Here is a 23745-nt window from a genome sequence, read left to right on the forward strand (position 1 = left end):
GACCGCGCTCCGCCACCTGCTTGACCGCCGCGATCTTGAATTCCTCTGTGTACCGCTTTCCGCTCATACCTTCTCCTTGTGCCCAACATTATGGCTCAGGAGTGTCTACGGTAGTCGTGGCGATTCAAGATCGATCTATACCCTCACAAAAAAGGGTCTGGCACTACGCTGCGTAGCACCTGCCGATTGTAGCCCACCACTTGGTTCCGCAAAAAAACTGATACTGAACGCGATCAGACTTCCTGCACCGACGACACCCATGTCTTCTGGATTGACGTGCACCCTTCGCAAGATCCTCGGTCACCACCATCACAACCCAGACTCAAGGAATGCATTCCCAATCAACCACTGGAGGCCCAACCAATCGAAATTATTGTTGCCAGGAAAATAAAATAACGATAAGTTAAATTCTTCATTCATTGAAAATTTCACGGCGTCAACTCCTTCATAGTCACCACCGCCCCATGTCATTGGATTACTCCCATGTCAGACCATATCGCCTTCAGCGACCTCAAATCGATCCTCCACTCCAAACGCGCAAATATCTACTACCTGGAGCACTGCCGATTACTGGTCAACGGCGGCCGCGTCGAATACATCACGGATGAAGGAAAGCGCTCGCTGTACTGGAATATCCCGATCGCCAATACCACGACCGTCCTGCTGGGAACTGGCACGTCGGTCACCCAGGCCGCCATGCGTGAATTGGCCAAGGCCGGCGTACTGGTCGGATTTTGTGGCGGTGGCGGCACGCCGCTGTTCAGCGCCAACGAAATCGATATCGAAGTGGCCTGGTTTTCGCCGCAAAGCGAATATCGTCCAACCGAATACCTGCAGCATTGGGTTCGCTTCTGGTTCGACGACGAATTGCGCCTTGCCGCGGCAAAGTCCCTGCAATTGGCCCGCTTGGGCTACATTCGTACGCACTGGACCGGACAACGCTCATTGAAAGAACAGGGTTTCGATATCAATGCCAGCATACTGGACGAGGTGCTGGCCACCGCACGCAAATCGATCGAAAACTCCCCGGACCTGGCCTTCCTGCTCACCCATGAAGCCCGGCTGACCAAGCAGCTCTACAAGATGGCCGCCGGCGCTGTCGATTACGGCGACTTCGTGCGCTCGAAGCGAGGCAGCGGCAAGATCCCGCCAATCGCCTGCTCGACCACGGCAACTATCTGGCATACGGACTCGGCGCAACGGCGACCTGGGTGCTGGGACTGCCGCATGGTCTGGCAATCCTGCACGGGAAGACCCGGCGCGGTGGCTTGGTATTCGATGCGGCGGATCTGGTCAAGGACGCGGTCATCCTCCCGCAAGCCTTCGTGTGTGCCATGCGGGGCGAGAGCGAGCAGGAGTTCCGCAATGCCTGCGTCGACAGCCTGACCCGGGCCGAAGCACTCGATTTCATGATCGATACACTCAAGGACATCGCCACCAGCACCGCAAGGATGGTCTCATGAACGTCCTGTTCGTTTCCCAGTGTACCAAGCGGGCGCTGATAGAAACCCGCCGGATCCTCGACCAGTTCGCCGAACGGCGCGGCGATCGCACATGGCAGACGCCGATCACCCAGGCGGGACTCGATACGCTACGTCGCCTTCTCAAGAAGAGCGCGCGGCGCAATACAGCCGTCGCCTGCCACTGGATATGGGGACGCGACCATAGCGAACTGCTGTGGGTGGTCGGCGATGCCGCGCAATTCAACAACCGCGGCGCCGTCCCGACGAATGTCACTACCCGAAACATCCTACGCAGCGCCGACGAGAACGAGTGGCATACCGGCCAGGACATCCAACTGCTGACCGGCATGGCGGCCCTGCTGCACGATCTCGGCAAGGCAAGCGTCGCCTTCCAACGGCGCTTGCGCGGAGAGCTCGAGGAAAAAAACCAGTACCGGCACGAATGGGTGTCGTTACGCCTGTTCGAGGCCTTTGTCGGAACGGACGACGACGAACGCTGGCTAGCGCGCCTGGCAGCGCCAACGTCCGACGACGACTCCAGTTGGCTGGCACCCGACAGACTGCAGCGGGACGGGCGCGATCCGAATGTCTCACGTACTTTCGCCAAACTGTCGCATGCGCCGCTGGCACAAGCGATCGGCTGGCTGGTGGTAACCCACCACCGCTTGCCGACGCTTCCTCACGATCGCGACGGCACGCAAGGATTTTCGGTCCATTTGCTCAATAACGTCCTGGAGCATATCGATGCCGGCTGGAACGAAGGAACCGCTGAGCGCAACGCCACTACCCTCCCCCTGTACTGGGAATTCGAACACGGCCTGCCGGTGACGACCGACGCATGGCGCAAGCGTGCTGCGCGCCTGGCAAGACGCCTGTCGACGTTGCGCGCGCAAGCCGGCAAGGGGAACTGGCTGTCCAATCCCTACGTCATGCACGTGTCGCGCCTGAGCCTCATGCTGGCCGACCACCATTACTCCAGCCTGAGCGGCAACAACCCGGGACGCGTCAAGGGGGCAGAGGGCTATCCCTTGTATGCAAACACGCTCGGCAGCCCCAGGGACTTCAACCAGGCGCTGGACGAGCACCTGCTCGGCGTCGCCAGCCATGGCGCCGAAGTAACGCGCGCCCTGCCACGCTTCAACGAGCACCTGCCTCGACTGGCACGACACAAGGGACTACGCAAGCGCGCCCAAGACGAACGCTTCCGCTGGCAGGACAAGGCCGCGGATATGGCGGCCGCCATGCGCGAACGGGCCGGCATGCACGGCGCCTTCGTCGTCAACATGGCGTCCACCGGCTGCGGCAAGACCCTGGGGAACGCCCGCATCATGTACGGCCTGGCCGATCCGGAACGCGGTATGCGCTGTGCGTTCGCGATGGGCCTGCGTACGCTGACCCTGCAAACCGGGCGTGCCTTCCGCGACCTGCTGGGGCTACGTGACGACGAGCTGGCTATCAAGGTCGGCGGCACGGCCACGCGCGAACTCTTCGAACATTACGAGGCCGAGGCCGAAAAGACCGGATCGGCGTCGCGCCAGGATCTGATCGACGAAACCACGCACGTTCTGTTCGAAGGCAACCACGATTCCGATCCCCTGCTCCGCAGGATCATGCACGATCCGCAGGTACGTTCTCTGCTGGCGGCACCAGTGCTGGTATCCACCATCGATCACTTGATGCCCGCCACCGAGAGCGAACGCGGCGGCCGCCAGATCGCACCGATGCTCAGGCTCATGAGCAGCGACCTGGTGCTGGACGAACCCGACGACTTCGATATCGGCGACCTGCCCGCGCTGACGCGGCTCGTGCACTGGGCCGGCATGCTGGGCGCACGCGTACTGTTGTCATCGGCCACCTTGCCGCCAGCCCTTGTACAGGGCCTGTTCGAAGCCTACCGCGACGGTCGACGTCATTTCCACCGCAACCGCGGTGTGCGGCCGGATGCCGCTCACCCGCAGCCGGAAATCTGCTGCGCATGGGTCGACGAATTCCGGCAGTCGCAGGCCGACTGCACGGATGCCAAGACCTTCAGCGACGCCCATGACGCCTTCGTCGCGCAGCGACATGCGCGGCTGGCCGAAAGTCCGGTACGCCGGCGCGCAGCCCTGCTGCCGCTTCCCCTTGCCGGCATACGGCGCGAGCGGCACGCCGAAGAATTCGCCCGCCACGTGTTGGACGCCGCCATGCGCCTGCATGCACAGCACCACAGTATCGATCCGCATGGCAGCAAGCGCGTCAGCTTCGGCCTGGTGCGCATGGCGAACATCCAGCCGCTCGTCGATGTGGCACTGGCCCTTTACCGGCAGGGCGCGCCGGACGGCGTACGCATCCACCTGTGCACGTACCACTCGCAATATCCTCTGCTACTCCGTTCCGACATCGAACGGCGTCTGGACCAGGCACTCAATCGGCGCTGGCCGGACCGCAGCCAGCTCGAACCCGTATTTTCCCTCCCCGATATTCGCCAACGCCTCGACCGCTTCACGGAATCGGATCACGTCTTCATCGTACTCGGCTCGCCCGTCACGGAAGTCGGGCGCGACCACGACTACGACTGGGCCGTGGTGGAGCCGTCGTCCATGCGCTCGCTGATCCAGCTGGCGGGCCGGGTGCGCCGCCATCGGGGCGAAGAATGCACGTCGCCCAATATCCTGGTATTCGATACGAACCTACGCCACTTCCGCGAAGAAATCGCCTTCTGCAAACCGGGTTTCGAGAGCACGACATTCCCCCTGTCCACGCACTCGCTGGCGCAGCTGCTGTCGGAGTCAGAACGCAATGTCATCGATGCACGTCCGCGGATCGTCAGCCGGCCAGCCCATCAATTGGAGCCGACGACCCGACTGGTCGACCTGGAGCATGTGCGCATCCGGCAAACGATGTCGGCCGATAGCGGCAAACCGGCACCTGCTTCTACCGGACTACGAAAGCGCGGATCTATCCTGGCCGGAAAGCCGATCGACAATGCAGCCACGTGGTGGAGCCTGCCGCCCGCCGATGCCTTGCTCACTGCTGTCCTGCAACGGCGCCAGCCGTTCCGCAAGGACGGCGCGCCGCAAGTCGACCTGTTCCTGCGCCCGCTCGAAGACGGTTCCGACTACGAACTCGTCGAGATTGCAGAGAAAAGACGCCGGACACGTACCGGCGAGGTGATCGTCGAAGTGGATACATCGATGAACCATCGCATCGACGACGCGATGGTTCTGGGTGATGGAATCGCTCCGTGGGGGCAAGTCGACTACATGCAAGCACTGCATCAGTTGGCGCAAGAACTTGACATGACTATCGCGGATTGTGCTCGCCGCTATAGCACCGTGACCCTGCCAAGGCGCGATCAAGGCTGGCGCTTCCATGTGGCGCTGGGGTTTTCGGCATACATGCCATAGAGCACAACGAGCTGCCTGTTCGGCAGTAGAGAGACAGCACTTCCATAGTTTGCTGAGCTGCATGCGCTGCAGTGGATCTGATTATAACGAAATGAAAAATACTCACATAATAGCTAGGTGACAGGATTTCTATAGTGGCAGATCATTTCTCCGCACCTAAGCAAGGAGGACGAAATGATAGTGACCGATCCACAACGCGTTACCGAACTTCGAAGTCTGATCCATACCTTCCTGGCAAAGCGCTTGGAAGATAAACTCGACAAGCTGGCTATCGACGATCCCAAGCGTATTGAGCTAGCGCAGCAGTTTGTACCGGCCACATGGCTCGATGACGCGGCCCGGCGCGTAGAGCAAATCCAGGCCGTCACTCACTCCATCAAACCCATCCATCCGGATGCCAAGGGATCGAGCCTGTACAGTGCCCCATCCAGCCAATCGATCCTGGATGTCGTCGGTAGTCATTGCCTCGGCGACGATTTCGAGATCGACGTCGTGGGAAATGCAGCGGCACTCAATGTCTACAAATTTCTCAAGCTGGAGCACGACGGCAGTACCTTGCTCGACCTGTCGCTGCGGGGCGATGCCCATTTCAAGATGGCCCTGCACGACGACCCCGAGCAGGCGCAGGAATGGCTTGAGGCCTTTGCCGGACTGGCAAAGCCGCGCGATCGCATGCATTCGCACACATTGGCAAAACAGCTATTCTGGCCGGTCGGCGACGATCCGCACGACGACCATGGGTTCGACTTGCTAGTGCCATTGCACGCAAGCTCGTTGGCGCACCGCATTCACCTGCAAATCCAGGATGACCGTTTCGGGGAAGCCGCAACGGCGGCGAGGGAGGCGCGCAAGAAGAATGAATTCAGCGATCGCTACGTACGCGAGTATCCGAATCTGGCAATCAGGAAGGTAGGAGGGACGAAGCCCCACAATATAAGCCAGCTCAACAGTGACCGACGCGGCGAAAACCTGTTGCTGGCATCCCTTCCTCCCGTCTGGCGAACGAGCGAACTCAAGCCACTATGGAATGTCGATTCGCTGTTCGTACGATACGGCTTCCGGACGGATGTCAAACGCATCATTACAACACTGCAGCTTTTCTTGAAAAAGAATCCTAAACCAAACGAAAAAACCCGTTTGCGCGTCGCCGCCTTGTTGAGTGAACTGATCGACATTTTCCAACAGCTTTCAGCCGAATTCAGGTCGCTTTCTCCCGGCTGGAGCCAGCTTCCGGCATGCAAGTTGCCGCCATCGGAACAACACTGGCTCGACCCGGCAGGCGTGCAGCAAGCAAGAGCCGCCGATGGACGTCCCGTGCCGACCGATACGGCCGAGCAGATTAGCGCTGCGTTCGGGCGCTGGCTGAACGCACGGCTGCAAACTGCGCTCGACGTCGGCGACGCGGAATTCCAAGAGTGGCGCAAGCGCCTGCATGAGCATATCCAACTGGAAGACTGGGAGATCGACCATGAGCTTTGAAACGCCAACAATCCCGTCCGTGCTTGTCCTGCCGCGCCTGCGCATACAGAACGCGAACGCCATTTCGAGCCCGCTGACCTGGGGCTTCCCGGCCATCACCGCATTTACCGGCCTCATGACGGCCCTGGAGCGCAAGCTCGGACGCGATGCCAGCATCACCATGCACGGTATCGGCGTGATCTGCCACGGCATCGAACCGCAAGTCACGCGCAACGGCTACACCCGCAACTTCCACCTCACGCGCAACCCCATCCTGCCCGACGGCGAGACCGCGGCCATCGTCGAGGAAGGCCGCGCTCACCTCGACCTGACTCTGGTCATCGACGTCGATGTTGCACCATCGCTGCCCGGCACGGATGCACTTCAGCATCTGGCACAGCGGATCGGGACCATCGTGGCCGGCATGCGCATCGCTGGAGGATCCGTGGTGCCGCCCCTTCCTGGCCGGTTCCGCCGTCCGCCGACACCACAGTTGTTCGTGAAGGAAAGCGATCCGCACGAGGCAAGCCGGATACTGCGCAAGCTGACCCGCCAATGGCTTCCCGGCTTCGCGCTGGTATCTCGCGACGATTTGCTGCAACAACGGTTTGCGGACCTGCGCCTCGACGCACCCGCGGCCACCCTGCTGGATGCATTTCTCGACCTATCCAGCCTGACGCATCGCGCCGTCCTGAAAAATAGCGCAGATGAAGACGACGCGCCGACGAGCAATGCCGTGGAATGGCGCACCGATGCACGTGCAGGCTGGATCGTGCCGATGCCGGTCGGCTTCGCGCGCATCGCGCCGCTGCAAGCACCCGGCAGCGTCGCTCGTGTGCGCGATCCATCCCTGCCGGTTGCCTTCGTCGAAAGCGTGTACTCAGTGGGCCAGTGGATCAGTCCACATCGCCTCGTCGATATCGATCATCTGTTCTGGCAGCCCTATAACGACAAGGAGAACGGGCTTTACCGCTGCATCAACGGCTTCCGTGCCACGCCTACCACCGCTGTTTCCACCTACTGAATCCAAGGAGATCAATCATGGCAACTGCTGCACTCAAAACCGCATCGGTACTTGCGTTCGAACGCAAACTCGATCCGTCCGATGCCCTGTTCTTCGCCGGCTCCTGGGACCAGCGGGATACAAGCGGCAACTGGCAGGCCGTCCGCGTAAAAGAAAAATCCGTGCGCGGAACGATCTCAAACAGGCTCAAGACGAAAGACCAGGATCCGGCAAAGCTGGATGCGGCAATCGAAAACCCGAACCTGCAAACCGTCGACGTGGCGGCCCTTCCCGCCGACGCCGACACGCTCAAGGTCAGTTTCACACTGCGCGTGCTGGGCGGCGCGGGAACGCCGTCGGCCTGCAACAATGCCGATTACCAGCGCAAGCTGCTGGGCACCGTGCAAGGCTATGTCGACGCCATCGGCTTCGGTGAACTGGGCCGGCGCTATGCCTACAATTTGGCGAACGGACGATTCCTCTGGCGTAACCGCCTGGGCGCCGAACAGATCGCCGTGCAGGTCGCGCAAATGACCAATGGCCAACCCGTGAACACCTGGGACTTCGATGCACTGTCGCTCTCCACACGCCATTTCGAGCCAACGCAGGACACCGCGACCACGCTGACCGAATTGGGCGCCGTCATCGCGGACGGATTGGCCGGCAAGCATTACGTCCTCCTGCAAGTCACCGCCTTCGTGCGCTTGGGTGCCGGCCAGGAAGTGTTTCCGTCACAGGAACTCATTCTCGACAAGGGCAAGGCAGGAAAAAGCAAGACCCTGTATGCGGTCTCCGAGATCGCTGGTATGCACTCCCAGAAAATCGGCAATGCGGTGCGTTCGATCGATACCTGGTACCCGGATGCAGCCGACAACGGACCGATCTCGGTCGAGCCGTACGGCGCCGTGACGACGCAGGGCAAGGCCTACCGCAAGCCGGGCGAAAAGCTGGACTTCTATACCCTGCTCGACGGCTGGATCATCAAGGACAAGGTACCGGCACCCGAGCAGCAGCACTTCGTCATGGCCAACCTGATCCGCGGCGGCGTGTTCGGTGACGCGGGCAAGGACTGACGATGGATCATTATGTCGATATCGATGTGAGGCCGGATCCGGAATTTCCGTCCCACCAGCTCATGAGCGCCTTGTACTCGAAGCTGCATCGGGCGCTGGTGGCCCTGGACAGCACGAACATTGGCGTCAGCTTTCCGGAAGCGAAGCGCCAGCCGGCCGACCTGGGCAAGCGCCTGCGACTGCATGGTGAACTGGCGGTGCTGTCGACGCTGATGGAAAGTAGCTGGCTGACCGGGATGCGGGACCACGTCACGATCACGGCACCGTCGCGGGTACCGGAAACAGCCAGGCACTGCGTCGTCAGGCGAGCCCAAGTCAAGAGCAGCCCAGAGCGCCTGCGTCGCCGCCTCATGCGGCGTCATGAGATCGATGAGCAGGAAGCGTTTGCTCGCATACCCGATCACGTTGCGCGGCGGTTGGCGCTGCCGTTCGTGCAGTGGCGCAGTGCCAGTACTGGGCAGTCATTCAAGCTGTTCATTGACCAAAGTGGGCCGCAGTTGGAGCCGGTTGTAGGGGTATTCAATACGTTTGGCTTGGGGCGTGGGGCGACGGTACCCTTTTTCTGACCCTTTTTTCTGGGGCGGATTTTGTTCTTTAAAAATCAATGAGTTACGAAAGGCCTCTTTATTTGGGTGTAGAGAGGCTTTTCGAGGGAATTTGTTGGGTTTTCAAAGGGTTATGTTGGATTTTGTTTAGTTCACTGCCGTGTAGGCAGCTCAGAAAACGGCGAAGGCGGCACTGATGTAGGCGGTTGCGTTCACTGCCGTGTAGGCAGCTCAGAAAAGTTACCGCCAGCAAAACCAAGGACGGCCGACGTTCACTGCCGTGTAGGCAGCTCAGAAAACAATTGGACGAGACGATATTTCTTCCGCTTGGTTCACTGCGATGTAGGCAGCTCAGAAATACGAGGAAGAACTTGAGGTCACGCCCGAAGCGTTCACTGCCGTGTAGGCAGCTCAGAAATTCTGGCCACCCGTCGGTTCCTGCAGCGTGATGTTCACTGCCGTGTAGGCAGCTCAGAAAATGCGAGAGGCAAAGGTTGTCTCGCAATCGCAGTTCACTGCCGTGTAGGCAGCTCAGAAAAGACTAATTCGCCGCCAATTCGCAATCCGGAGGTTCACTGCCGTGTAGGCAGCTCAGAAATTGGCGGACTTAATGATGTCGTGCAGCGCGTCGTTCACTGCCATGTAGGCAGCTCAGAAAACCAGGTGCGATTGTCGTTATCGACGAAGCGCGTTCACTGCCGTGTAGGCAGCTCAGAAAAAGACGCGCCGGGCACCGGCAACAGCTGGCCTGTTCACTGCCGTGTAGGCAGCTCAGAAAATGGCCATCAACACCAATCCGCAGGTGACCGGGTTCACTGCCGTGTAGGCAGCTCAGAAATCAAGAATCTGTGCGAGGCGTGCTTGCTCGGCGTTCACTGCCGTGTAGGCAGCTCAGAAAAGCAAGCCAACAAGGGCGTGCGCGGCAAGATCGTTCACTGCCGTGTAGGCAGCTCAGAAAACATCGCCGCCGCACGCAAATCGTTCACCGTCGTTCACTGCCGTGTAGGCAGCTCAGAAAATCATCTTTCGCCACCAGACGTGGCAGATCGACGTTCACTGCCGTGTAGGCAGCTCAGAAATGCAATGGCTTGCGACGAGTGATCGGCGTTTTGTTCACTGCCGTGTAGGCAGCTCAGAAAAGCAGCGCCTGGACATGCAGGTTTTCATCTACGTTCACTGCCGTGTAGGCAGCTCAGAAATCCACGCCGGCCATGAGCCGGCTTTTTTGCGCGTTCACTGCCGTGTAGGCAGCTCAGAAAAGCGCGCATCCAGTGCGCCAGCCGATGCGGATGTTCACTGCCGTGTAGGCAGCTCAGAAATGGTCGCGCTGGTGAGCTCGCCGTGGCCTGGCGTTCACTGCCGTGTAGGCAGCTCAGAAATTGAGACGGGCATAGATGACGTTCATGGCTGCGTTCACTGCCGTGTAGGCAGCTCAGAAATATCCTGTGACGCCCGAAGCAACGTCGGACGAGTTCACTGCCGTGTAGGCAGCTTAGAAAGGCTCCCAAGCATCGAAGGCCAGATTCAGCAGTGTTAACTGCCATGTAGGCAGCTCAGAAATTGCCGTGCGTGAGTGCGCGACGCAGTGCCGAGTTCACTGCCGCGTAGACAGCTCAGAAATATTTGTGGTTGGTGGGGTCTGCTAGTAATTGTTCACTGCCGCGTAGGCAGCTTAGAAAAGTCGGGATCCGGCGAATCTTATTCGGTCTACGTTCACTGCCGTGTAGGCAGCTCAGAAATAAGCCAACAGCCTGATCGTCCCGACGGCCGGGTTCACTGCAATGCAGGCGTCCGAACACATCGGTTGCCTCCGCTGCCGCTTATCCACGCAACTACTGATACTGATATAACGGCCTTCGAATCAAAATTGGCCGAATATCGAGCCGTATATTGTAAATCGAATACGACTCCCCCGACCCCGATTGATAGCCGACACTGTCATCAGTACGCGCAAAGCGGAATTCGAACCCGAGATCCGGCTGCACACCATTAGGACTCCCGAGTGTGATGCCAATTGCTTCAGGCTGGTCGCTGTCGATCAGTTTTGTCATCAGATCGACTACCGTACTATTTCCAAGGATGTCAGCTGAAAATAACGGTTCCCGATAATAGGGACGTGATGGATCGAGACGATTGTCTACCCTATCTTCGGACGGAAAAAATTCGTGAGTAGCAATATTGAATCGATCGCCGTTATCGAGATAGCTGACGCGTACATTGCTGACATTGAAAGCGCCATCGTGCGAAGTCGCATTGCCAAGATCGAGTACCAGTGCTCCCTTATACCCCACGATTTCGACATCCCGGTTAGGCGCCACGACCATCGCGGTATCTTCATCGATCCCCAGCCCCAGCTTATAGCCTTTTTTGAGCATAGCCGGCAGCATGCGAGCAAACCGCCCTCGTACCAGCAAATGCTGGTCAATGAACACATCATCGCCCACGAACCCAAGTCCTTCAGTAATTTCCTTGCCGTCGTCCATGCCCAATTTGAGACTTGCCAGCACCGTCCGAGGCCTGCCGAACATCGTGCTGCTCATAATTGCAGCACCAGCACTCGACCCCGCGATCACGCCGCCACGCCGATACAGGTCCCAGACAGCATCCAGCACGCGGGTATTACTGCCGTCCTCGTGTCGTAACGCACGTACGATGCGGGTCTGATCGCCGCCGGCAAAAAATACGCCTCCCGCGTTACGAATGGATTCTGCGACCCCGGCATCGTCCGCAGCTGTCTTGTAATCGCTGCCCGCCAAATGCATCGCAACCGGCACGAAAAACGCACGAGCGCCATAGGCGTTCAATCGTTCTACTAGGCTCTTGCCAAACCGTTCAGGATAGCCAGATGCGGAGGCAAACACAGCAATGCGTGCCCCCTTCCCGCCAGCCAATTGGATGATGCGTTCCCATACCGGAGCATTACTTGGACGCAGATTGCCGCCGATAATGACCAACGAACCCTTGGGCGGCAGAGCGCCTTGGGCATCAGTTGCGGCGACGCACATTGGCGCGCCCGCCAAAAACATCAGGGCCAGTACCAGCCGAATCACCAAAAACATGGTTCCCCTTCTTCTACTCTTTCAAATCAGAAACTGTATGTCCATCGTAAGCCTGATTGTAGAGAAGTGTCGCCGTGTTGAGGGAAGTCAGGACAAATAGATGTTAGGAGAATAGCGCTCCATGGCACTATTTGGTCGTTGAAGAGGGGCAAAACCGAAGCGCGCATACAAACTGTGCGAGTCGGTAGTGTAGAGCGTAAAGCGTCGCAAGCCCTGCAGGCTGGGATGCTCCATCACCATACGAATCAACTGTTTTGCATAACCGCGACCACGATACTCGGGGACGACAAATACATCGCACAAGTTTGCAAAGGTTGCGTAATCAGTGACAACGCGCGCGAACGCCACTTGGCGCCCATCGAGATAGCCCCCGAAGCACAGCGAATTCTCGATGGACCGCTCGACGACCGTCTGCGTCACCCCCACGGCCCAGGTCGAGTGCTCGCTGAGGAAGCGGTAGATCATCGGCAGGTCGAGGCGCGTGCGGTCGGTGCTGACTTGAAAACTGGAGTCGTTGGTAGTGGGGATCATAAGAACGGCACAGCGTCAAATCTGGTAAAAAAACCAATTCTAGCGCCGATCCGAGCGGCGCGGCCGATCGCGTCAATCGTGCGCACACTCGGCACGGTGCCCGGCTCGGCACCCCGCTCAGCGCCTGGGCAGATAGCGTTCGGGCAGCGGCAGGCGCGCGTCCTCGGCGCGCCAGACCAGGTTCACGACCCACCAGCGCTCGCCGTCGTTGACGAGCTGGATACTGTTGATGCCGCGCTGGAACGGCTGGGCGTCCCCGGCCGCGTGGCGCGATTCGTAGGTGCTGAACACGTGGGCGACCTGGCCGAACACCTCGGCCGTGCGCGCGACTTCGCGCTCGAAGAAACCCGTGGTCGCGAATGCCTTGCCGTTGCGCGCGATGTAGTCCTCCACCGTGAGGGTACGCAGCGCCACCGTGCCGTCCGGACGCGGCCCCACGACCACCATCCGGGCATCGGCCGCGAACAGCGAGCGCATGCGGTTCCAGTCGCGGGGCTGTCCGGCAGGGCCGGAGATCACGTCGTACAGCGCGGCGACGATGCCGTCGATGGTGCCGACGTCGGCGGCGGCCGCCTGGGCCGGCGCGGCTTGCGGCGCGGCTTGCGGCGCCGCCTGCGCCGCGGGCGCGGCATCGTGCGCCAGCGCGGCCGGCGATGCCGTGGCCGCCACCGCCGCCAGTCCCGTCATCAGCACCCGGGCCCTGCGCGTCATCCATTCCATGTCGTCCCCCTTCTTATTGTCATGACGACACATCATCACGCATTTCGGCGTCGATGTCACCGGGGCCGCTGGCCGGCATGGGGCCTGCACAGTTTATAATCAGGAAAATCCACGCAATCCCTCATCACTTCCCATCATGACTGCACAACTGTCCAAAAAAGCGGAAGCCTGGTCGGCCCGCTTCTCCGAACCCGTGTCCGACCTGGTCAAGCGCTACACCGCCTCGGTCTTCTTCGACAAGCGCCTGGCCCTGTTCGACATCCAGGGTTCGCTCGCCCACGCCGAGATGCTGGCCGCGCAAGGCATCATCAGCGCAGAGGACCGCGCCGAGATCGAGCGCGGCATGGCGCAGATCCGCGGCGAGATCGAGGCCGGCCAGTTCGAGTGGCTGCTCGACCTGGAAGACGTGCACCTGAACATCGAGAAGCGCCTGACCGAACTGGTCGGCGACGCCGGCAAGCGCCTGCACACCGGCCGCTCGCGCAACGACCAGGTGGCGACCGACATCCGCCTGTACATGCGCGCCGCCATCGACGACATCCTCGCCCTGCTGAAGGGCCTGCGCGGCGCCCTGACCGACCTGGCCGAGCAGCACGCCGGCACCATCATGCCGGGCTTTACGCACCTGCAGGTGGCGCAGCCGGTGACCTTTGGCCACCACCTGCTGGCCTACGTGGAGATGTTCGGCCGCGACGCCGAACGCATGGCGGATACGCGCCGCCGCGTGAACCGCCTGCCGCTGGGTGCCGCCGCCCTGGCGGGCACCACCTTCCCCATCGACCGCCTGCGCGTGGCCAGGACCCTCGGCTTCGAGGACGTCTGCCACAACTCGCTGGATGCCGTGTCTGACCGCGACTTCGCGATCGAGTTCACGGCGGCCGCATCGGTATTGATGATGCACATCTCGCGCATGTCGGAAGAACTGGTGACCTGGATGAGCCCGCGCGTCGGCTTCATCGACATCGCCGACCGCTTCTGCACCGGCTCGTCGATCATGCCGCAAAAGAAAAACCCGGACGTGCCGGAACTGGCGCGCGGCAAGACCGGCCGCGTCTACGGCCACCTGATGGGCCTGCTCACGCTGATGAAGGGCCAGCCGCTGGCCTACAACAAGGACAACCAGGAAGACAAGGAACCGCTGTTCGACACCGTCGACACGGTGCTCGACACGCTGCGCATCTTCACCGACATGGCGGCCGGTATCACGGTCAAGGAAGGCAACATGCGCGCCGCCGCGCTGCAGGGCTATGCCACCGCGACCGACCTGGCCGACTACCTGGTCAAGAAGGGCCTGCCGTTCCGCGACGCCCACGAGGCCGTGGCGCATGCGGTGCGCGCCTGCGACGATGCCGGCTGCGACCTGGCCGAGATGTCGCTGGAGCGCCTGCGCGCGTTCTCCACGCTGATCGAGGAGGACGTGTTCGCGGTGCTGACGCTGGAAGGCTCGGTGGCGGCGCGCGACCACGTCGGCGGCACCGCGCCGGCGCAGGTGCGCAAGGCGATCGAACGCGTGCGCGGGCAGCTGGCCGAATAAACCCACAGCAGCAAACCGTCGCCCCCGCGACAAATGACGTCGCCCCCGCGAAGGCGGGGGTCCAAGTTCTGCAAGCGCTATCGAAACGCGTGCAGATTGGACCCCGCCTTCGCGGGGGCGACGGTGTTTGGGCCGGCAGTCGTCAGAAGCGGTACTCGGCCCCCACGTTCACGAAGCGCCCCACCGCCCCCGCCGAGTGCAGCGACAGGTTGTACGGATAGCCGCTGCCGTAGGTGCTGACGTCGGCCGGCGGCTGGCGGTTGAACAGATTGCGCACCGAGGCGTGCAGCGTCCACTGCTTGCTCATCTTGTAGTTCAGCGTCAGGTCGGTCTGCATGAAGGAACCGACACGGCAAAAGTTCGCCGGCACGTTCCCGTTCGGGAACACGCCATTCATCGCCGCGCCCTCCTCGCAGGTGGTCTGGCCGCTGGTCGGGTCGGTCAGGTCGTAGCCCTTCACCCAGTGCAGCGAGGTGGTGGCCTCGAACTGGCCGCGCTCCCAGCCCAGGTCGAACTGGGCGCGGTCCTTCGGGTTGGCCGTGTCGGCGCCGATGCCGGCCGGGCCGTGGCCGCCGGCCAGCTGGTAGTCGATGCCGCCGATGTTCATGTTGTAGCTGAACGCGTGCGTGTACTGGAACTCGGTGCGCAGGCGGCCGTAGCCGCCCAGGTTCCAGCGGTAGCGGGTGCCGAATTCGACGCCGCGCGTGCGCGTGCTGTTGGCATTGATCGGGGTCGTCGGGTAGTAGGCGATGCGGCCGACGCTCGGGGTGCAGGTGATGGTGCCGCCCTTGCCGTCGGCGCAGTCGCTCGGCACGGGCGCGATGCGCACCGGGACGTCGGCGCGCGGACCGCCGACGATCTGGTCGCTCACGCGGATCTGGTACAGGTCGACCGTCGTGCTCCAGCCGCGCACCGGCTCCAGGATCACGCCGAACGTGGCCGATACCGAGTGCTCGGGCTTGAGGTCCGGGTTGGTGGTGGTCAGGCCGATCAGCGACTCGTTGCACGACGCGATCACGGTGCCGGCCGGGTACAGGCCGTCGGCACGGTAGCCGCCGGCGCACAGGACCGGGTCGGCATTGGTGCCGACGCCGCCGGCGCTGGCCGAATTGCCGTTCTCGGCCGGACCCGGCGCGCGGAAGCCTTTCGCCAGCGTGCCGCGCACCGCGATCGTCTCGTTCGGGGTGAACTTGAAGGCGATCTTCGGCGTGGTCGAGCTGCCGGCCAGGCTGTAGTCGTCGTAGCGGACGGCGCCGTCGATTTCCAGGGACTTGAGCACCGGCGCGCTGAATTCCGCGTACGCCGACTTGACCGTCTCCGAACCGAAGGCATAGGCGCCGTTGGTGATGCCGTCGGCGTTCGGCATGGCCGGCGCGGACAGCTTGGTGTGGAAGGCGCTCAGGCCCGCGCTGACCTGCAGGTCGCCGCCCGCCAGCTTGGCCAGGGAGCGGCCGGCGCGGGCTTCGGCGTAGTCCAGTTCCGAGGTGTCGAACGAGCGCAGAGTCTTGAAGATCGCGGCCATGTCCTCGGCCGAGTTGGCGCCGTAGATCCGGTACGGGTTGACGGCGCGGTTCAGCGCCGCGTTCATCGCCGGCACGTTCAGGGCGCCGTAGCGCTTGCGCTCCAGGTTGTTGCGGGTATAGCCCAGCGACAGGTCGAGGTCCCAGTCGTTCCAGCTGCCGGCGAAGTCGGCGGCCAGGCGGTAGGCGCGCGAGTCGGTGGTGATGTAGCTGTCGGGGGCGCCCGGCACCGGGCCGCGCACGATGGCGGCCACGCCGAACGGATTGCCCGGGTAGCTGGCCGGGATGCGGATCGCCGGGATCGCCGAATTCGGGATGTAGTGCGGCGGCACGCCCGACATCAGCTCCAGTTGGCTGCCGTAGGACGAGGGGAAGTTGGTGAGGCCCTGGTTGATCTTGACGCGGCTTTCGAACATCGAGGCCTTGAAGTCGGCGCGCCAGTCGCCGCCCAGCTTCTGCGTGTAGCTGGCCAGGATGTTGACGTTCTCGGTCAGGGGCTGGATCTGCTTGGTCGGATCGCTGTAGGCGCAGCCGCCCGACGCCATCTGGGCATAGCTGCCGCAGGCGGTGCCCGGGAAGAAGGAGAACGCGGCGCTGTTGTCGGCGCCGTAGACGCGCGTCACGTTCGGGTTCAGCAGGTAGGGCGACAGCGTGAGCGGCGCCGTGTTCTGCGGCGTGACGACGCCCAGCGCCTTGTTGTTGCCGCCGAAGCGCGACATGTCCAGCTCGTTCCAGATACCCTTGCCCTTGCGCTGGTCGTAGAAGATCGGTTCCTGGCGGCGGTATTCGACGCTGACGTAGCCGTTGTGGCCGTCGACGTCGAGGTCGCCCTTGCCCCAGGTCCCCGTGAAGTGCTCGGTCTTGCCGCCGCCTTCGGTGGCGATGCCCTTCTCGGCCGAGAGGGTGAGGCCGTTGAAGTTCCTCTTGAGGATCACGTTGACGACGCCGGCCATCGCGTCCGAACCGTAGACGGCGGAGGCGCCGTCCTTCAGGATCTCGATGCGCTCGACCGCCTCGAACGGGATGTTGGAGATGTCGACGAAGGAGCGCGAGCCGTCGTCCGCCAGCGGGTACGACGCCATGCGGTGGCCGTCGATCAGCACCAGCGTGGCGTTGTTGTTCAGGCCGCGCAGCGAGATGCCGCTGCCGCCCGCCGCGAAGCCGGCCGAGAAGTTCTGGCTCAGCGTGCCGGCGCCGTTGGCCGTGATGTTCTGCAGGACTTCGCCCACCGAGGTGTAGCCGGAATTCTTCAGGTCCTTGGCATTGATCACCTGGACCGGGCTCGGGGTCTCGGCATCGGCGCGGCGGATGAAGGAGCCGGTGACTTCGACGCGCTGCACCGGCGCGTCCGCGCCGGCGGCCGGCGGCTGCGCCGGCGCCTGCTGCGCCAGTGCGGACATGCTGGTGGCCGCGAATGCGCCCGCGGCCGCCAGCTGGCGGATCGTGCGCGGCAGGACTTTCAGGTTGCTGCTCATGGATACTCTCCTTGGGGGTGGCGCTGCTGACTTCTTGTTATGGACCCGGCGCGCGAAACGCCGGGCAAGACGAGGCCATTCCGTGCCGGCGGGGCCGGCGGCGGCGGGTGCAGGGGGAACGATGCGGCGTTCGCGCAACGGAATGGTTTATATCGTTCTAATCAATATAGTGAGCACAAATTTCAGGTGTCAAACGGATTTTGAAATGCGGCCCGTGTTCACCGCCGAGTTACGCAACAGCGACGGCGCACGCAAATACGCTTGACACGTCCGGACGGCACGCGTAGGTTTTTCCGATCGTCATCAACGAAGGAGAGGTTTCGTCCATGCGCAGCATCCCGTTCCTGCCCGCCGCCCTGTGCTCGGCGCTGGCCCTGGTATTGACACCCGCCGCAGTCACGCCCGCCGCCGCGGCGCCCGGTCCCGCGCAGGCGCCCTTCTCGTTCGAGCAAGCGCCGGGCCACCTGCCGAAGAACGTGGTGCCCACCGACTACGCGATCGCCATCGTCCCCGACGTCGACAAGCGCACGCTGCGCGGTACCGAGCAGGTAACGCTGCAGTTCAAGGAAGCCACCGACACCATCCAGTTCAACGCGCTGAACATGACGTTCGAGCGCGTGCGCCTGGACGGCAAGCCGGTCAGGAGCGTGGCCATCGACGCCAAGCGCCAGATCGTCACCGTGACGCTCGCGGCCAAGGCCGGGCCGGGCCGCCACGTGCTGGACCTGGCCTACACCGCGCAGATCGAGACCGGTCCGCGCGGCCTGTTCGCCCAGCCCTTCCAGAAGCCGGACGGCAGCCGCGACGTGCTGCTGTCGACGCAGTTCGAAGCGACCGACGCGCGCCGCATGTTCCCCTGCTGGGACGAGCCGGCCTTCCGCGCGCGCTTCCAGCTCACCGCCACGGTGCCGGCGAAATGGGCGGCCATCTCCAACATGCCGGTGGAAAAGCGCGTGGTGAAGGGCGACCTGGCCACCACCACCTTCGCGCGCTCGCCGTCGATGGCGTCCTACCTGGTCGAATTCACCGGCGGCGACATGGCAAAGATCGGCACGCGCGCCGGCGCCACCGAGATCAACGTCTGGGCCGTGCGCGGCCAGGAACAGAACGGCAAGGTGGCGCTCGAGGACGCGCGCCAGATCCTGCTCGACTACAACGACTACTTCGGCGTGCCCTACCCGCTGCCCAAACTGGACGCGATCGCCGTGCCGGGCGGCTTCCAGGGCGCGATGGAGAACTGGGGCGCGATCACCTACAACGACCAGACGCTGCTGCTCACGCCCACGTCCACCATCGACAACCGCCAGCTGGTGTTCGGCATCTCGGCGCACGAGATGGCGCACCAGTGGTTCGGCGACCTCGTCACGATGGGCTGGTGGGACGACATCTGGCTCAACGAAAGCTTCGCCTCCTGGGGCGCGGCCAAGGAGACCGACAAGCGCAACCCGGGCTGGCGCGTGCGCGAGGCCGAGGACGCGGGCAAGGAAGCGGCGATGCGCGTCGACGCCCGCGTCGGCTCGCGCGCCGTGCACTACCCGGTCGAGAACGAGCTGGAACCGCAGAACAATGCCGACCCGCTGATCATCTACAACAAGGGCCAGGCCGTGCTGCGCATGCTCGAGGCCCACGTCGGCCCGGACGTGTTCCGCGACGGCATCCGCGCCTACATGAAGAAGCACCAGTACGCGAACACCACCAGCACCGACCTGTGGAACGCGCTCGGCGCCGCCAGCGGCCGCAACATCGCGGGGCTGGCGCGCGACTGGATCGAGCAGCCCGGCTTCCCGGTGGTGGCGGTGCGCAGCGAATGCGACGCCAACGGCACGCGCGTGCTGGCGCTGGACCAGTCGCGCTTCCTGCTCTACGACAGGGACGGCAACAAGGAGCGGCCGCACTGGTCGATCCCGCTGCGCATGCGCGTGGGCGCCGACGGCGCGGCGCAATCGGTGCTGCTGGAAAAGGATGGCGACCGCATCGCGGCCGGCCGCTGCGACCAGCCGCTGTCGCTCAACGCCGATGCCGACGGCTTCTACCGCGTGGCCTACGACGACGCCGTGCTGGCCGTGAACACGAAGGCGTTCGCCACCCTGCCGGACGGCGACCGCATCGCCCTGCTGGACGACCAGTGGGCGCTGGTGGAAAACGGCACGCGGCCGCTGGCGGGCTACCTGGCGCTGGTCGACGCGATGGGCGACAGCCTGAACGAACGCGCCTGGAACCAGATCCTGGGCGCCCTCGACACGATCGAGCGCGCCGAGCGCGGCACGCCCGGCCACGACACCTTCGTCGCCCACGCGCGCGCGCTGCTCAAGCCGGTGGCCACGCGCATGGGCTGGGCGCCCGCGGCCGGCGAGACCGCCGGCATGCAGCGCCTGCGCCGCAGCCTGCTCGCGCGCCTGGGCGCCTGGGGCGACCAGGACGTCGTGGCCGAGGCGCGCCGCCGCTTCGCTGCCTTCGTCGCCGCCAGGGACAGCCTGGCGCCGGACGACCAGGCGACCATCCTCACCATCGTCGCCCAGAACGCCGACGCCGCCACCTTCGAGCAATTGCACGCGGTGGCGCGCGGCGCCCGCAACGAAACCGAGGTGCGGCGCTTCTATCCGATCCTGATGCGCGTGCGCGACCCGCAGCTGGCCGCGCAGGCCGCCGCCATCGCGCTGTCGCCGGAGATCCCGCCGCAGGCCGATGTGCTGCGGCTCGGCCTCGTGCTGGCGCTGGCGGCCGAGCATCCGCAACTGTCCTGGACCACCTTCACCCAGCAGTTCGACAAGCTGACGGCCGCCAATCCGGGCAACCGCCCGAACGTGCTGGCCAAGACGGCGCCGGACGTGTTCTGGAACAGCATCCCGGCCGACACGCTGCAGGCCTGGATCCGCGCGCACGTGGAAGCGGGCATGCTGGACACGCTGGCGGACTCGATGGAGACGGTGCGCTTCCGCCAGAACGAGAAAGTGCGACTGGTCGAGGCGGCGGACAAGATCGCGGCGAAGCGATCGTAAGCGGCGCGACGAGGACGCATCGTTTGCCGTAGGGTGCGCACCCCGTGCGCACCCTGCGACGCCGCGCTACACTATCGGGCTCTTTCGCATCACCGATACCGACCAATGACGCCAATCACCTTGCCTTCGCGCGACTACGCCGCCTTCCTGTTCGACATGGACGGCACCATCCTCACCTCGATCAAGGCCGCCGAGCGCGTCTGGGGCCGGTGGGCCGCCGGCCACGGCCTCGACGTCGAAGCCTTCCTGCCGACGATCCACGGCAAGCGCACCGAAGACACGGTGCGCGGCCTCGCACTGCCCGGCATCGATCCGGTCGCCGAAGCCGCGCGCATCACCGCGGCCGAGATCGAGGACACGCTGGGGGTCGAGGCGATCGCCGGCGTGGCCGACTTCCTGGCCAGCCTGCCGCGCGGGCGCTGGGCCATCGTCACCTCGGCGCCGCGCAGGCTGGCCGAGGCGCGCATCGCGGCGGCCGGCCTGCCGCTGCCCGAGGTGATGGTGGCGGCCGAGGACGTCCTGCGCGGCAAGCCGGCGCCTGACCCGTTCCTGCTGGGCGCCGAAAAACTGGGCGTGGCGCCCGCCGACTGCCTGGTGTTCGAGGACACGCTGGCCGGCCTGCGCTCGGCCGCGAGCGCGGGCATGGACAGCGTGGTGGTGACGGTGACGCACGCGCATCCGCTGGAAACGGACGTGGCGGCGGTGCTGGATTATGCCGACCTGCGGGCGGGCCGTGCGGAGGATGGCTTGCTGCGGCTGGAGCGGCGCTGACGCAGCACCGACACGTCATCCCGGCGCAGGCCGGGATCCGATTTGCAAGCGTCACGACGGCGCCCGGGAATTGGGTCCCGGCCAAGGCGGCCGGCGAGGTCCGGGACGACGGCATTTATACCGTGGCCAGGCAGGCCGCCACCGCCTCCCCCACTGCGGTCGTGCTGGCCGTCCCGCCCATGTCGGGCGTGCGCGGCCCGTCGACCAGCACGCGCTCCATCGCCCGCACGATCGCGTCGTGCGCCTGCGTGTAGCGCTCCTCTCCCCGTCCCAGGAATTCCAGCATCATCGCGCCCGACCAGATCATCGCGATCGGGTTGGCGATGTTCCTGCCGTAGATGTCCGGCGCGGAGCCGTGCACCGGTTCGAACAGCGAGGGGAAGCGGCGCTCCGGGTCCAGGTTGGCCGAGGGCGCGATGCCGATCGTGCCGGTGCAGGCCGGGCCCAGGTCGGACAGGATGTCGCCGAACAGGTTCGACGCCACCACCACGTCGAAGCGCTCCGGCGACAGCACGAACCTGGCGGCCAGGATGTCGACGTGGTACTTGTCCCACTTGACGTCGGCGTAGCGCTCGCCCATCGCGGCCACGCGCTCGTCCCAGTACGGCATCGAGATCGCGATGCCGTTCGACTTGGTGGCCGCCGTCAGGTGCTTCTTCGGGCGCCGCCGGGCCAGTTCGAACGCATACTTGAGGATGCGGTCGGTACCGTGGCGCGTGAACACCGCTTCCTGCAGCACGAACTCGCGCTCGGTGCCCTCGAACATGCGCCCGCCCACCGCCGAGTATTCGCCCTCGGTGTTCTCGCGCACCACGTAGAAGTCGATGTCGCCCGGCCGCTTGTTCGCCAGCGGACACGGCACGCCCGGCATCAGGCGCACCGGACGCAGGTTCACGTACTGGTCGAACTCGCGCCGGAACTTGAGCAGCGACCCCCACAGCGAGATGTGGTCGGGCACCGCGTCCGGCCAGCCGACGGCGCCGAAATAGATCGCCTCGCAGCCGTCCAGCTGCTGCTTCCAGTCGTCCGGCATCATCTTGCCGTGCTCCAGGTAGTAGTCGCAGCTGGCCCATTCGAAGGTGGCGAATTCCAGCGCGATGCCGAAACGCCGCGCCGCCGCCTCCAGCGCGCGCAAGCCTTCCGGCATCACTTCCTTGCCGATGCCGTCGCCGGCGATCACGGCGATCCTGTGCTTGTCCATCATGTCTCCTGTGGGTGCGTCAACGGGTCAAGGATAAACCATCACGCCATGTTTATAATCCCGCCAAATGTGATGTCAAAGGACATGAATCGTGAATAATCTTCCAGCGCGTTCCCTGGAGAACGAAGACCTGCGCGTGTTCGTCGCCGTGGTGCGCAAGGGCGGCTTCGCGGCGGCGGCGGGAGAACTGGGCATGTCGCCGGCCTACGTCAGCAAGCGCATCGGCATCCTCGAGGAGACGCTCGCCGTCAAGCTGTTCGCGCGCACCACGCGGCGCGTGCTGCTGACCGAGGAAGGCGAACGCGTGCTGGAACGCACCCAGGCCATCCTCGACGGGCTCGACGCGCTGATGGACGACGTGGCGGCGAGCGGAGGCGAGCCGCGCGGCCGGCTGCGCATCTGCGCCAGCTTCGGCTTCGGCCGCAACGTGGTGGCGCCCGCCGTGGCCCGGCTGGCCGCGGCCTATCCGCGCCTGCAGATCCGCTTCGAGGTGCTCGACCGCCTGGTGGACGGCGCCGAAGGCTTCGACCTCGACGTGCGCGTCGGCGACGACATCGCCCCGCACCTGGTGGCGCGCAAGCTGATGGCCAACCACCGCATCCTGTGCGCCGCCCCGTCCTACCTGGAACGGCGCGGCACGCCCGCGACGCTGCGCGAGCTGGCCGGCCACGACTGCCTCGCCATCAAGGAACGCGACCATCCATTCGGGGTCTGGCGCTTGCGCGGCAGGCATGGCCAGGAAACCGTCAAGGTTTCCGGCCCGCTGTCGACCAACCACGGCGAGATCGCGCTGCGCTGGGCCGTCGAGGGCGCGGGCATCGTGCTGCGTTCGCGCTGGGACGCGCAGGCCTGGATCGACGCCGGCCGCCTGGTGCAGGTGCTGCCGGACTACACGCAGGAGGCGAACGTGTGGGCCGTGTACCCGCAACGCCTGGCCGGCTCGGCCAAGCTGCGCGCCTGCGTCGCGTTCCTGCAGCGGCACCTGCAGGCGTCCGCCGGCGCGTGAC

The 23745-nt window shown here is 63.9% G+C and carries 14 protein-coding genes, 1 pseudogene and 1 CRISPR repeat array; of the genes and pseudogenes, 10 read left to right on the forward strand and 5 right to left on the reverse strand.

Annotation, left to right across the window (positions count from 1 at the left end; translation table 11 throughout):
- Positions 1 to 483: 483 nt before the first annotated feature.
- From cas1f to cas6f, 6 genes and pseudogenes are all read left to right on the forward strand, one after another.
- A pseudogene (cas1f, locus tag QZ749_RS00385) lies at positions 484 to 1463 on the forward strand (type I-F CRISPR-associated endonuclease Cas1f).
- Positions 1460 to 4849 carry a type I-F CRISPR-associated helicase Cas3f gene (gene cas3f / locus QZ749_RS00390; protein WP_296942112.1) on the forward strand — a complete coding sequence of 1130 codons (3390 nt, stop codon included), beginning with the start codon at positions 1460 to 1462 and terminating at the stop codon, positions 4847 to 4849. The pseudogene cas1f and the gene cas3f overlap by 4 nt, the downstream one beginning before the upstream one ends.
- Positions 4850 to 5029: 180 nt before the next feature.
- On the forward strand, positions 5030 to 6328 hold the full coding sequence (csy1, locus tag QZ749_RS00395) for a type I-F CRISPR-associated protein Csy1 (RefSeq protein ID WP_296942114.1): 1299 nt from the start codon (positions 5030 to 5032) through the stop codon (positions 6326 to 6328).
- A complete protein-coding gene (csy2, locus tag QZ749_RS00400) occupies positions 6318 to 7331 on the forward strand; it encodes a type I-F CRISPR-associated protein Csy2 (protein WP_296942116.1) in 1014 nt (337 codons plus the stop codon). Before csy1 ends, csy2 begins: the two co-directional genes overlap by 11 nt.
- Positions 7332 to 7348: 17 nt before the next feature.
- Positions 7349 to 8383, forward strand: a complete 1035-nt coding sequence (gene csy3, locus QZ749_RS00405; RefSeq protein WP_296942118.1) for a type I-F CRISPR-associated protein Csy3 — start codon at positions 7349 to 7351, stop codon at positions 8381 to 8383.
- Positions 8384 to 8385: 2 nt separating this feature from the next.
- Positions 8386 to 8949 (forward strand): type I-F CRISPR-associated endoribonuclease Cas6/Csy4, encoded by a 564-nt coding sequence (cas6f, locus tag QZ749_RS00410; RefSeq protein WP_296942120.1) that lies wholly within the window; start codon positions 8386 to 8388, stop codon positions 8947 to 8949.
- A 129-nt stretch (positions 8950 to 9078) separates the two neighbouring features.
- A CRISPR array of direct repeats spans positions 9079 to 10667; the repeat unit is 28 nt; unit sequence GTTCACTGCCGTGTAGGCAGCTCAGAAA.
- A 93-nt stretch (positions 10668 to 10760) separates the two neighbouring features.
- On the opposite strand, the gene QZ749_RS00415 is transcribed toward cas6f, so the two are convergent.
- The 3 genes from QZ749_RS00415 to QZ749_RS00425 form a co-directional block, all read right to left on the reverse strand.
- Positions 10761 to 11987 carry a cyanophycinase gene (locus QZ749_RS00415; RefSeq protein ID WP_296942122.1) on the reverse strand — a complete coding sequence of 409 codons (1227 nt, stop codon included), beginning with the start codon at positions 11985 to 11987 and terminating at the stop codon, positions 10761 to 10763.
- Positions 11988 to 12074: 87 nt separating this feature from the next.
- Positions 12075 to 12518 (reverse strand): GNAT family N-acetyltransferase, encoded by a 444-nt coding sequence (locus QZ749_RS00420; protein ID WP_296942124.1) that lies wholly within the window; start codon positions 12516 to 12518, stop codon positions 12075 to 12077.
- Positions 12519 to 12635: 117 nt separating this feature from the next.
- A complete protein-coding gene (locus QZ749_RS00425) occupies positions 12636 to 13229 on the reverse strand; it encodes a hypothetical protein (RefSeq protein WP_296942126.1) in 594 nt (197 codons plus the stop codon).
- 145 nt (positions 13230 to 13374) lie between these two features.
- Here QZ749_RS00425 and argH point away from each other — a divergent pair, with 145 nt between their 5' ends.
- Complete coding sequence (gene argH / locus QZ749_RS00430; protein ID WP_296942128.1) at positions 13375 to 14772, forward strand: argininosuccinate lyase; 1398 nt, start codon at positions 13375 to 13377, stop codon at positions 14770 to 14772.
- Positions 14773 to 14914: 142 nt separating this feature from the next.
- Here argH and QZ749_RS00435 read toward each other — a convergent pair whose 3' ends face one another.
- On the reverse strand, positions 14915 to 17767 hold the full coding sequence (locus QZ749_RS00435) for a TonB-dependent receptor (RefSeq protein WP_296942130.1): 2853 nt from the start codon (positions 17765 to 17767) through the stop codon (positions 14915 to 14917).
- A 326-nt stretch (positions 17768 to 18093) separates the two neighbouring features.
- Between QZ749_RS00435 and QZ749_RS00440 the strand changes: the two genes are divergently transcribed.
- The gene (locus QZ749_RS00440) at positions 18094 to 20766 is read left to right on the forward strand and encodes a M1 family metallopeptidase (RefSeq protein ID WP_296942132.1); all 2673 of its coding nucleotides are present in this window, start codon (positions 18094 to 18096) and stop codon (positions 20764 to 20766) included.
- 105 nt (positions 20767 to 20871) lie between these two features.
- A complete protein-coding gene (locus tag QZ749_RS00445) occupies positions 20872 to 21537 on the forward strand; it encodes an HAD-IA family hydrolase (protein WP_296942134.1) in 666 nt (221 codons plus the stop codon).
- 115 nt (positions 21538 to 21652) lie between these two features.
- On the opposite strand, the gene QZ749_RS00450 is transcribed toward QZ749_RS00445, so the two are convergent.
- Positions 21653 to 22738, reverse strand: a complete 1086-nt coding sequence (locus QZ749_RS00450) for a tartrate dehydrogenase (RefSeq protein WP_296942397.1) — start codon at positions 22736 to 22738, stop codon at positions 21653 to 21655.
- 91 nt (positions 22739 to 22829) lie between these two features.
- On the opposite strand from QZ749_RS00450, the gene QZ749_RS00455 reads away from it, so the two are divergent.
- Positions 22830 to 23744 (forward strand): LysR substrate-binding domain-containing protein, encoded by a 915-nt coding sequence (locus tag QZ749_RS00455; RefSeq protein WP_296942136.1) that lies wholly within the window; start codon positions 22830 to 22832, stop codon positions 23742 to 23744.
- Position 23745 lies beyond the last annotated feature (1 nt).

This window comes from uncultured Massilia sp. (assembly GCF_913773735.1).
Classification (GTDB): Bacteria; Pseudomonadota; Gammaproteobacteria; order Burkholderiales; family Burkholderiaceae_D; genus Telluria.

Bases quoted from the DNA above. Each gene is read 5' to 3' on its own strand.
- cas3f (WP_296942112.1), top strand. From the start codon at position 1,460: ATGAACGTCCTGTTCGTTTCCCAGTGTACCAAGCGGGCGCTGATAGAA.
- csy2 (WP_296942116.1), top strand. From the start codon at position 6,318: ATGAGCTTTGAAACGCCAACAATCCCGTCCGTGCTTGTCCTGCCGCGC.
- csy3 (WP_296942118.1), top strand. From the start codon at position 7,349: ATGGCAACTGCTGCACTCAAAACCGCATCGGTACTTGCGTTCGAACGC.
- cas6f (WP_296942120.1), top strand. From the start codon at position 8,386: ATGGATCATTATGTCGATATCGATGTGAGGCCGGATCCGGAATTTCCG.
- QZ749_RS00415 (WP_296942122.1), bottom strand. From the start codon at position 11,987: ATGTTTTTGGTGATTCGGCTGGTACTGGCCCTGATGTTTTTGGCGGGC.
- QZ749_RS00420 (WP_296942124.1), bottom strand. From the start codon at position 12,518: ATGATCCCCACTACCAACGACTCCAGTTTTCAAGTCAGCACCGACCGC.
- QZ749_RS00425 (WP_296942126.1), bottom strand. From the start codon at position 13,229: ATGACGCGCAGGGCCCGGGTGCTGATGACGGGACTGGCGGCGGTGGCG.
- argH (WP_296942128.1), top strand. From the start codon at position 13,375: ATGACTGCACAACTGTCCAAAAAAGCGGAAGCCTGGTCGGCCCGCTTC.
- QZ749_RS00435 (WP_296942130.1), bottom strand. From the start codon at position 17,767: ATGAGCAGCAACCTGAAAGTCCTGCCGCGCACGATCCGCCAGCTGGCG.
- QZ749_RS00440 (WP_296942132.1), top strand. From the start codon at position 18,094: ATGCGCAGCATCCCGTTCCTGCCCGCCGCCCTGTGCTCGGCGCTGGCC.
- QZ749_RS00445 (WP_296942134.1), top strand. From the start codon at position 20,872: ATGACGCCAATCACCTTGCCTTCGCGCGACTACGCCGCCTTCCTGTTC.
- QZ749_RS00450 (WP_296942397.1), bottom strand. From the start codon at position 22,738: ATGGACAAGCACAGGATCGCCGTGATCGCCGGCGACGGCATCGGCAAG.